The organism is Mucilaginibacter ginsenosidivorax, from assembly GCF_007971525.1.
Lineage (GTDB): Bacteria > Bacteroidota > Bacteroidia > Sphingobacteriales > Sphingobacteriaceae > Mucilaginibacter > Mucilaginibacter ginsenosidivorax.
This window is the reverse complement of record NZ_CP042437.1, coordinates 2636649-2648521: the sequence shown is the minus strand read 5'-3', so window position 1 is coordinate 2648521 and position 11873 is coordinate 2636649. Positions and strand designations below refer to the sequence as shown.

Annotated in this window: 7 protein-coding genes; 6 read left to right on the top strand and 1 reads right to left on the bottom strand. The window is 44.2% G+C overall.

From position 1 onward, the window contains the following. Positions 1–4 precede the first annotated feature (4 nt). From FSB76_RS10955 to FSB76_RS10930, 6 genes are all read left to right on the top strand, one after another. Positions 5–562 (top strand): DUF4256 domain-containing protein, encoded by a 558-nt coding sequence (locus FSB76_RS10955; protein ID WP_147053615.1) that lies wholly within the window; start codon positions 5–7, stop codon positions 560–562. A 40-nt stretch (positions 563–602) separates the two neighbouring features. Next, the gene (locus FSB76_RS10950) at positions 603–1181 is read left to right on the top strand and encodes a YdeI/OmpD-associated family protein (protein ID WP_147053614.1); all 579 of its coding nucleotides are present in this window, start codon (positions 603–605) and stop codon (positions 1179–1181) included. 342 nt (positions 1182–1523) lie between these two features. Beyond that, complete coding sequence (locus FSB76_RS10945; protein WP_147053613.1) at positions 1524–2771, top strand: YdcF family protein; 1248 nt, start codon at positions 1524–1526, stop codon at positions 2769–2771. Between the two features lie 11 nt (positions 2772–2782). After that, the gene (locus FSB76_RS10940; RefSeq protein WP_147053612.1) at positions 2783–3658 is read left to right on the top strand and encodes a hypothetical protein; all 876 of its coding nucleotides are present in this window, start codon (positions 2783–2785) and stop codon (positions 3656–3658) included. Between the two features lie 376 nt (positions 3659–4034). Further along, positions 4035–7313: a SusC/RagA family TonB-linked outer membrane protein gene (locus FSB76_RS10935; protein ID WP_147053611.1), complete on the top strand. Its 3279-nt coding sequence runs from the start codon at positions 4035–4037 to the stop codon at positions 7311–7313. 24 nt (positions 7314–7337) lie between these two features. Then, positions 7338–8867 (top strand): RagB/SusD family nutrient uptake outer membrane protein, encoded by a 1530-nt coding sequence (locus FSB76_RS10930; RefSeq protein ID WP_147053610.1) that lies wholly within the window; start codon positions 7338–7340, stop codon positions 8865–8867. Positions 8868–8964: 97 nt separating this feature from the next. Here the strand turns inward: FSB76_RS10930 and FSB76_RS10925 are convergent, their stop codons facing one another. Then, entirely contained in the window at positions 8965–11727 is a 2763-nt protein-coding gene (locus FSB76_RS10925; RefSeq protein WP_147053609.1) for a PAS domain-containing protein, read from the bottom strand. Positions 11728–11873 lie beyond the last annotated feature (146 nt).

Below are 11873 nucleotides of genomic sequence, written 5' to 3'. Positions count from 1 at the left end.
TTGTATGAACGCTAATCTATCAGCAGAAAAGAGCGGGGAATTACTCGCATTATTGAAGGCTCGTTTTGAAAAAAACATGAACCGTCATGAAGGTATCGAATGGGCCGTTGTGCAAGCGAAACTACAGGCAAATGCCGAAAAGTTATGGTCGCTTAATGAAATGGAAATAACCGGCGGCGAACCGGATATTGTTGGCGTTGATAAAAATACAGGCGAATACATTTTTTATGATTGCTCGGCCGAAAGCCCTAAAGGTCGCAGAAGTTTGTGTTATGACAGGGCGGCGCATGAGGCACGGAAAGAATTTAAGCCGGAGAATACCGCTATTGACGTGGCTGAGGCCATGGGTATAGGGATTTTGACAGAAGATGAATACCGCGCTTTGCAAAAGCTTGGAAAGTTTGATTTGAAAACATCAAGTTGGGTAAAAACACCGGCGGAGATCAGGAAACTTGGCGGGGCTGTGTTTTGCGATCGCCGGTACGATACGGTGTTTCTTTACCATAACGGAGCCGAATCCTACTATGCCGCAAGGGGTTTTCGCGGCTTGTTAAAGGTGTGAATTTTGTATAGCAACTGATAACCAATATTAAGCAGATACCATGAACCCGAAGGTTGATTTTTATTTTAACAAAGGCGAAAAGTGGCACGAAGAACTGGAGCAATTAAGATTGATCATTTTGGATTGCGGGCTTACTGAAGAATTGAAGTGGGGCTGTCCTTGTTATACTTATCAGGAAAATAACATCGTACTGATACATGTATTTAAAGAATACTGTGCAGTTTTATTTTTCAAAGGCGCCTTATTAAATGATGCCAGCGGTATTTTGATTCAGCAATCAGAAAATGTACAGGCGGCACGGCAGGTGCGGTTTACCAGCGTGCAGGAAATAATGGCTTTAAAAGCCACCCTTAAAGCCTACGTTTATGAGGCTATTGAAGCCGAAAAAGCGGGTTTGAAAGTGAGCTTGAAAAAGACAGATGAATTTGCAATGGCCGAAGAATTTAAAAATAAATTAGATGGAATGCCCATGCTGAAAACTGCATTTGAAGCATTAACACCCGGGCGGCAAAGGGCATACCTGCTACATTTTGCTGCCCCAAAACAATCCAAAACCCGCGAGGCAAGGGTTGATAAATATATACCCCAAATTCTGGACGGAAAAGGATTGAACGATTAGTATACTACAATACTGTTGTTCCCTTGAAATTGAACAGATTGATTTTTATAAGTTTTATTGCGGATGAATAGCCACCGCCGGTACTCCTCAATATCCGTCTCTCTCCATATAACAGCAATTAAACCGGGTTATCGCTTTACACCAGTAAAGTCTGAAATTTAATAAAAAACCGGTTGATTTACTCGCGCTATCCGTCAACCGCCGGCATCGCAAATCTGGTAAGTTTTTACACGTAAATTACTTTAGCCGATCCCGTGACAGAACCATCTATAAGATTGTTACCTGGGGTTAATCTTAAGTTTAACTAAGAGGGGTTTCTTTACGCTTTGTTAAAAAACACCTATGAAAAAAACTATAGTATTATCGCTGCTGTGCCTTAGTTGGTTAAGTAATTACGCCCAGGCGCCCCTTGCAACCGGCGAAAAAAAAGTATCAACCGACTATGTGGAAGTAAAAAACTACTATTTGCTCTCCCTTTTTGAGCAGGATAACGAAGCAGGTTTATTACTTAAGGGCGATTCTCAACTGGCGCAACTCGCTCAACAAAAATTAGGCAAGCTCAATACTTCTCTTACCGATTGTGTTGATGCATCGTGCTTAACTGCTGCTGTTAAATTTACCGATGAAGAGATCCGGGTAGTAACTGAGCGCCTTGCCGCTATCTACAAACCAGGTAACGCTTTGGGCAAGTTGGTAAAATCAAAGTTGATTCCATCCGGTGCGTACAGCTTATATAAAAAACTGCCCGATGTGGAGCTCTTGCAAAAGGCCTGGGAGCAGGATGCCGGCAGTATTAACTATACGATATCGGTATACGCCGAAGGGAAAAAACCTAACTATCCGCAAATAGATTCTATCAGTTACAATGTTCATGCAAAGGCTTATCGTACTTTAATGTACGATGTTACTGCTACTTTGATTGGCGACGTTAAAAACACGGGCTTGTTTTTTAAGCCATCGATGCAGGCTGCATTGCTTTATCTGCAGATAAATGAGCGGCAGGATCCGGCCAATTACGAGCCTATGGAACTCGGGGCGAATAAAGCCGCCGTAATAAGGGCAAAAACCATTAAATGGTCTGCTTATCCCTACTCAAACATTATGGTGCCCGGCGCCGGGCCCGACAATTTAACTTCGCCTTTAAGTGGCGAAGGTATGCTGCGGTGCAGGTTGGCTGTTCAGCAATATAAGTTAGGTAAAGCTCCGTTCATCATCGTATCTGGCGGCAAAGTGCATCCCTACAAAACCAAATATAACGAAGCCGAAGAAATGAAGGCATACCTGATGAAAACCCTGCATATCCCCGAAAATGCCATCATTATTGAGCCGCATGCGCGCCATACTACTACCAACATGCGTAACAGCGCCAGGCTTATCTATAAATACGGCATCCCGGCCGATAAGCCCGGTATTGTGGTAACAGATAAATCGCAAACAGATTTTATTATGACGATGGATGCCCGCTGCCAAAAGGAGCTAAACTACGTGCCCTACAAACTGGCCAAACGGAACTCGGAAACCGAGGTTGAATATTACCCCGTTGAAGATGCGAAACAAATTGATCCCGACGAACCACTTGACCCACGATAAACATTCAACATATGCAAAAAATTACTTTAACCATAGCTGCACTAATATTCGGTATCGGGAGCATAACATCCGGTAATATTGACCATCAACTTAAACGTTCGATCACTATCGATTCTTTGGGCGCATGCCAGGGCATCTCCTACCAAAAAGGCCGCATATTTTTATACGGAGACCGGGAGGTAGGCATGATCCGTGAGTTTAAGATGGAGGGAGATAGCCTTGTTTATCAGCATAAAGAAGTAAAGCTTACCAAAAACGGGCAGGATGTAATTAATCACCCTACGGGGATAGCCTATAACGGTACTGGTCCTACTTTTATTGGCAACTCCATCCGCCTTAACGCCGAAGGTACCAAATGGCGGGCCGTTATTTATTGTGTTGATTGGAAAGCACTGCTGAAAACCGGTACGCTAGATGCCAGTCTGCTCAATACCATTGATGATGATGCCTGTATACAAGGCACCCGCCCTGAATATGTTAAATATAATAATAAGTGGTATGTGGCTACAGCCGATTATGGCGACCATGGCAATGAAGTAAGATTATATGATCCGGCGAAACTGGCAAAAGCAACAAACACTAAAGAGCCGGGTGTACTTTACAAAAAGTTTACATGCACACTCTGGGTGCAAAACCTGCATTGGATAGCCGATAGGGGTGTGCTGGTGCTTATTCAAAATAAAATTGAAGGGCGGCAATGGCGCTTTACCTATGTTGATCTTGAAAAATCGATTGAAGCGGGCAAGCAGGTAGTCATCAACCAGGTCGATGGTATTGACAGGGCCGACGAGCTGGAAGGCTTTTCGTTTATTGGCGATGACGAAAAGGGAATTGCCGTAACATCATCGCGAAAAAACAACGTGAACTTTACCAAAACAAGCTGGTAAAACACCGTTAAAACAAGCCGGATTATTTGATGCCCCGTAAAATGCCCGGCATTTTTTATTAATACAAACTTAATATTTAAGTAGCCCGATGTTAAGATAACTGGCTTAGTTTTGTTGCCATTACTTCAATATTAATAATCTATAATTAATATTATATTATCACAACGCAATAAATATTGCGATAATATTAAACTTACATCTATTTTAATTTAAATGCCTATGTAACATTAATTTAAACTTAACATCGATAGCCGGCGATAAAACATAGAAACCGGTGAATGCTCTAACATTCACACGGCTCCCGGAATAATTGTCAAATAACTAAAAAGCGGTCGAAAGCTTTACTGTCATTTCCTAACAATCAATTTTTAAAAATATGAATAAAAAGATTACCCGTGATCTTTTTGAAAGGTTTTTGCTAAAACCTTTTATCTGCCTCATGATCATGGCAACCGCGTTTAACTCAAACGCCGCAACCCCTATTAAAATTGCAATTAACCAGGCAATTCAAATAACAGGTACCGTAACCGACGAAACCAACCAACCCCTGCCTGGTGTATCAGTAATGATCAAGAACACTAATAAGGGCACATCAACAGATGTAAGCGGAAAATACAGCATATCAGCAGAGCCGGGTGCTGTACTTGTTTTTAAGTTTATTGGATACCTGCCAAAGGAAATAACCATTGGCGACCAGGCCAATATAAATGTTAAACTGGTACCACAGGCCAACATGCTTAACGAGGTGGTAGCCATTGGTTACCAAACTATCCGTAAAAGCGATGTTACCGGTTCGGTTGCCAGCGTAAAATCAAGCGATTTAAATCTTTCTTCTCCTTCATTGGGGCAGGCGCTTGTTGGTAAAGTATCGGGTGTACAGGTATCGCAAACAGGCGGTGCGCCATATACCAGCCCCAAAATCAGGGTTAGGGGCATCGGCTCGTTCAATGCCAGTTCTGATCCGCTGTACGTTATCGACGGTTACCCATCAAATGACATCTATATTAACCCGGAAGATGTGGAAAGTATCGATGTATTAAAAGATGCTGCATCGGCCGCTATTTACGGTTCGCGGGCATCTGGCGGCGTGGTATTAATCACTACCAAAAAAGGTAAATTGGGCAAAGGGCGTTTTGAATACGATGTGCAAACCGGGATTGACCAGCTGGCCCACAAAGTAAAACTATTGAATGCCGATCAGGCTGCCCTGTTGGTAATAGATGGCCGTAATAACGCCTACCATGACCTTTGGGTAAACACCGGCCATACCTGGAATGATGCCATGTATTCTGACCCGAACGCAACCCGTGTAGCCAATGTTGGTAACACCGGTAGCGTAAGTATCCCCGATGGCTTGTATAATTTCGCTACACAAACTCCCATTAAGCAAACCGTAAATACCGATTGGCAGGATGAACTGTACCGCAACACATTTATGCAGAAACACACCTTGTCGTTTTCGGGCGCATCAAGTGATATCCGTTACTATGTGAGTGGCTCATACCAAAACCAGCCGGGTATTATTCAAAGTACCGGCCAGCAGCGCTATAACTTCCGCGCAAATATTGATGGTGATGTTAGCAAACGCATCCACATTGCGGCCAACGTAGCTTATACCCAAAACACCAACCAGGAAACACAGGAAGGACGTTTTGACCACAGCCCAATTCTTGGCGCGCTTATTTATATGCCCTACCTGCCCGCCTATAATGCCGATGGTTCATTAGCCACCAATGCCGAAGCGGCCGGTTCAACCCAATATGGTTACCAGGGTATTGAAAACCCGGTTGCACTTGCCGAGCGTATTAAAATTAACAGGAAAGGGTACCGTGGTCATTACAACGCGGCCGCTATATACCATATATCCAAAGATCTTGACTTTAAAACTAACCTGGGTACCGAAACCTATACCGAGAAGTATGATTATTATTACCCAACCACGTTAAGCAGTGGTGCTTTTCCTCCGGGATCACAACAGTCAATTTTGGCGGCTAACGCGCAGGCTTCAAACCTGGTAACTGTTGACAGGCTTGCCGAGTTCACCTTAAATTATAATAAGCAAATTGGCAAGCACCACTTTGATGCCCTGGCAGGCTACACCGCGCAGATTACCTCTGCCGATTATATCAGTGTAAAAGCAAATGGCTTTCAAAATGATGCCATTCCCGAAATATCAAACAAAGGCGCACTGGCAGCTAACTTTTCTTTAAACAACGCCTATAAAAGTGAATATACATTGTTATCGTATCTTGGCCGTGCTAACTATAACTACGCAGGGAAATACTTTTTAACTGCGTCGTTCCGTGCCGATGGTTCATCACGTTTTGGGCCGGCCAATAAATATGGTTATTTTCCATCAGTTGCCGCCGGCTGGAACCTGTCTGACGAGGACTTTTATCACAACTTCCTCGGCGATCAATCAACCGTCAAGATCCGTGCAAGCTGGGGCAAAAGCGGTAACTTCAATATTCCTAACTACGCTATTCAGCAAACACTGGCAACGCCAACAGGTACCGTGCTTGATGGTAACAGCGCGGTTACTGCAACCTACCCTGGCGGGATAAAAGATAATACCTTAAGCTGGGAAACTACCTCGCAGTATAACTTTGGTACCGATATATCTTTGTTTAAAGGCCGCCTTTCAATTATTGCCAACTATTACCTGAGTTATTCATACAACCTGTTGTATAACCAGCCTATTTCGGCAATATCAGGAAGCACTACTATCCTAACCAACCTGCGCGATTCAAAAATCCGTAACGGCGGTTTTGATTTCCAGGTAGACGGAAAGATTATTAACAATAAAGATTTCACCTTTGGTGCAAGTGGTAATATTTCATTAAACCGCAATAAAGTTGTTAAGCTGCCGTCAAACAACACCCTGATCATTAACGGTGCCGAGCGCTCATACCTTACCAGCATTACTACACAAGGCCAGCCAATAGGCATGTTTTATGGCTTTAAAGTTGGCGGCATAATTACTGCCGATAATTTAGGTAAAACCGCCCCGTCTGCCTCACAAACCAATCCCGCCAAAATTGGCGACCTGTGGTTTGTTGATACCAATCATGATGGGATTGTAAACGATGCCGATAAAGGTATTATCGGTTCGCCATATGCCAAATTTACATACGGTTTTGCCTTAAACAGTACTTATAAACATTTTGATTTAAGCGCTGCCTTCAACGGATCATACGGAAACCAGATCCTGGATGGACAGGACTATTACCTGTATAACGGCGAGGGATCGGGCAATCAATACGCCAACGTAGCCGACAGGTACAGGAATGCACAAAACCCGGGCGATGGCTCTTTTTACCGCGCTTCACGGGCCGGTACGCAAAGCAACAGTACCCGTTTATCAACCTTCTACCTGCAAAGCGGCTCGTACCTGCGTTGTACCAACTTAACATTGGGCTATACCCTGCCGGGCTTTTTGCAAAATACTTTGGGCCTTACCAAGGCGCGTGTTTTTGCAAGTGTAGTTAACGCGTTTACCATCACCAAGTATAAAGGCTATAACCCCGATGTAGATTATAACTACTCTGGTGCAGCATCAAACAGCACGCAGCCTGCCAACCTTGCACCGGGTATCGATTATGGTACCTACCCGCTGGTAAGGTCATACAACTTAGGTGTAAACGTTACTTTTTGATAAATTTTTTAAGAAGATATAAAAATGAATAAGAAATTTTTAGCCATTGCCTGCCTTGCCGCGGTTGTGGCCATAAGCCCGTCTTGTAAAAAAGACTTTTTAAATGAAAGCGACCCCAACGCGGTAACGGTCGACGCAAGCTACAAAACACCCAACGATGTGTTGTTGGCTGTAAACGGCATTTATCAATCAATGCGCAGCGGTAACAATGTTGGCGAGGGAAGCGATTTGTGGACAGATCAGCGTTCAGATGATACGGGTACTAACGATAACCAGTCAAACTCGGGCGAACCTTTCCAGTTCAACAACTTTTCTATATTGCCAAGTAATACTTATTTAAAGGCCCACTGGGTATCACTGTATACCACGGTTAGCCGCGCAAATGTAGTATTATCGCACATAGACCAGGTTAGCTTTCCCGATAATAACCTAAAGCTTAAATACGCTGCCGAAGCTAAATTTTTGCGAGCTTTTACTTATTTTGAATTAGTGCGCCTTTGGGGCGACGTTCCGTTGGTAACCAAACAACTATCATCTGCAGCCGATGTTGCCGCCTCAACTTTCAGGGTTAAGCAGGATGCGGTTTACCAGCAAATAATAGCCGATTTAACCGATGTTATTAACAGCCCGCTTCCAAACCTGCAGGCATCAACCGGCAGGGCGTCAAAAGCAGCCGCTAATTTCCTGTTGGGCCAGGCATACCTTACTATGGCTACAACTTTAGATCAGACTAACCGGACCGCTAATTTAAACAACGCCAAGGCGGCCTTAATGGCGGCTTACAACATGCGTAACTTTGGCGATCTGAACAGCATCCCTTATACCGATGTATTTGATGTAAGCAAGAAAGCAACCTGCCCGGAGCTGATCTTCCAGATTGTGAACATCCAGGGCGATCTTAACTACAGTTCATCAAATGCTGCCAATTTCCAGGCTAAAGGCGAAACCATCAATTCGCAAAAACCATCATCGGGCGCGGGTTATAATGTTACCCACGATTTGATCAACGAGTACGAAACCAACGATCCGCGAATGACCTTCTCCGTTAAATACGCTAATGACCCTATTGTTAAAGATTGGTTTGTTACCAAATTCAGGGATGTTAGTAACGCCGCCGGTGTTAATGGCTATGGTGGTAACGATTGGATTTTGATGCGCTATGCTGATGTAATCCTTTCACTTGCCGAGGTTAATAATTACCTGGGTGATGCAGCAACTGCTACAGGTTTCTTAAACCAGGTACGTACCCGTGCAGGCATGCCAACCTATGCTGTATCAATGACCAATAGCGATTATGCTTCAAGATACCCAACGCTTAAGCTGGCTATTTTACATGAGCGCCGCGTTGAGCTGGCCTTTGAGCACCACCGCTGGTTTGATTTGTTACGCACATTTACCACCGATGAGTTGGTAGCCTACTTTAAAGCCAAAAAACAAGCCGATTTTGGTTTGGCCCAGGTAGCCAACTTTAGTACAAAAGACCGTTACTATCCTATCCCGTTTGATGAGTATAAACTTAACCCTGTTAAGATGTACCAAAATCCGGGTTATTAATTAAAACAGAAAGGAGAGGCTAAAACCTCTCCTTTTTTATTACCACTTCGGTGTTGCTTAGTTTGCCAAAGATGTTGTCTTCCAAAGTAATAAATCATCAGGAAGTCGCCAGGGGTAAACTGAAATAAAAAGTAGAACCTTTTCCGCTTTCACTTTCCGCCCAAACCTTCCCGCCATGACGTTCAATAATCTCCGAACTCAGGTATAAACCAATTCCGAAACCGGATATATGCCGGGTATGGTTAGTTTCCACACGGTAATAACGGTCAAAAATCTTACCAAGATCATCCTGTTTAATACCCATACCTTCATCTTTAACGCTAAGGATAACCTCGCCGTCCCTTACGATGCAGGATACATCAATATATTTGCCTTTTGGCGAATATTTGATGGCATTGCTTATAAAATTCGATATTACCGAGCCTATCTTGTCGCGGTCGGCGCTCAGCAGCAGCGGCTGGTGCTGGTTATAGTTAATTATATGGGTACTGGTGGTTAAGTTAGCTTCTTCAATCACATCGGCAATGAGCGTTTCCATGTCAAAATTTTGCTTCTCGATGTGTATCTTCCCCGATTCCAGCCGCGAAATGTTCAGGAAGCCGTTGATCATGGCGGTCATACGCTTTACCTGCTGGTTAGCCTTTTGCATGGCACCCACCAGGAAACTATCTGCGCTGTTACCAAGTTTTGCATTGGCCACCTGGATAATAGCGCCAAGTGAAGTCAACGGTGTTTTTAGCTCATGGCTCACCATTCCTATAAAATCGCTCTTGCGTGTTTCATCCAGTTTCTTTTCGGTGATATCCCTGGCAATCTTTGATAAGCCAATAATGTTACCCTGCGGGTCTTTAACGGGCGAGATTGTCAGTGATACATCAATCAGGCGGCCATCTTTGGTTTGTCTTTTTGTTTCAAAATGCTGCACACGCTCACCTGATTTTAAACGAGCCAATATCTGAGGCTCTTCATCAAGGCGGTCTTCCGGAATCAGTTTATAAATACTTTCTCCAACCATTTCTTCAGCAGGATAGCCAAAAATGCGTTCTGCAGCCGCGTTCCAGCTGGTAATTACACTGTCAAGCGTTTTACTTATAATGGCATCATCTGACGATTGAATGATTGCGGCCAACCTGGCACTTTGCTTTTCGGCCTCTTTCATATCTGTAATGTCCAGCACGGTGCCAATAAAGCGGGTTGCCAGGGCCAATTCAAAATAAACCGAGCCGTGTACTTTCACCCAGCGGGTTTCATCACTATTAAAACGAATGATCCGGAAGCTAATATCATACCGGCCGCCCTTTTCAGGATCGATGGCTTTTTCTATCTCCTTTTGTACCCAATCACGGTCGCTTGGGTGAATGTGTTCCGAAAATAAAGCAAAAGTAACCGGTATATCTGGCGGCACACCATAAATGTCGCGGCATTCTTTTGACCAGTAAAGCTCCCCCGTTTGCGGATTATAATCCCAGGTGCCCAGGCTGGTTGATTCAATAGCCATACCCAGGCGCGAGGCGCTGGCTGCCAATTCCTGGTTGGTATCTTCCAGTCGCTGCTGCATAGCCATTAACTCCTCGTTGGTAGTAACAAGTTCCTCGTTCGATGCCGCTATTTCTTCATTAACCGCTTGCAGTGCCTTGGTGTATTCAACCTGTTGTTGCTCTGCAAGTTTGCGTTCGGTAATATCCCTGGTAGTGCCGGCAACTGCCTCTACTTCGCCATGTTCATTCACTACCGGTGTAAAAATATAATCATATACCCGGCGGCCTAAAATAGCATGCGGAAAAGACACCTCTCCGCGTATAGGTTGTTTGGTTGCTTTAACCTGGTCTATCTCCCGTTCATGCATTTCTGCATGCCAGGGTTCGTAGCCATTGTCGAGCAAGCCTTTGCCAACTGCATTTTCCCAGGTTTTGCCCCACATGGAAAGCAACGCCTGGTTGGCATATATAAAGCGATAATTTAAATCAAATACATAAATCAGGTCGGGTGTACCAGAAGTGATAGTTTCATATACCCTTGTTTGCTGGTCTGATCGTTCCCTGGCCCGTCGTAAATCCTGCTGTACTTCTATCATCCCGGTAACCTCGAATACAAACGCCATGATGCCATCTATCTGGTCATTTTCATCGCGGCGTGCCTGATAGGTAAAACTAAAATAACGGTTGGTTGTAGGTCCGCCTTCATATTCGGCTATTGGTATCAAAAGCTCGTTCATTTGATAAGGCTCTCCGGTACGGTAAACATTCAATAATACCTCCTGCAATGGAGTACCTGCCAACTCCGGTAACGCTTCAAACAGTGGCCTGTTTAATAATCTTCGGCCGGGTAATAATTCCTGGTATGCCGGGTTAACCAACTCGTAAACCAAGTCCGGGCCGTCAAGGATACAAATACCTGCCGGGGCCTGCATGAAAAAGTTCTTAAGCCGGTCGCGTTCCCGTTTAAAGGCTACCCGCGCAGCTTCAATATTTTGCCGTTCATTTACCTGGCTGGTATTTTCAAGCACCCAGACCGCTACTTTTTTTACTTTACCCGCCTCATCTTTTATGGGCGCATAAACAAAAGTAACGAAGATTCTTTCCTCCCTGCCATGCCTGATCAGCATCAACTCCACCTCGTTTGCATAATAGGCCTCGCCTGTTTTAACTACGTTGGCCAGGGCATCTTCGTAATAGGGCCGGGCCTCGGCAAAGGCATCCCAGTAAAACTGACCGAAAATAGTTTCATAAGGCTTTCCGGCTACCTCCAGGAATTTCTGGTTTACAATTTCGGCAACAAGGGAATTGGCATTTAATATGCAAATTCCTATAGGCGCATGGAGCACAGCATTATGTAAATCTTCTTCGTCAGTTAATTGCATGAGGGGGGCCGGCTATTTTTATATCGTGAACCAAAATAACCAAAAAAAAACAATTTTGTTTAAGGCTATTTTGGATGTCAAAAGTCCCTGTTATGCACGATGGCTGTTATCTGGTAATTTATAAATCAAGATTAATTATGAGGGAT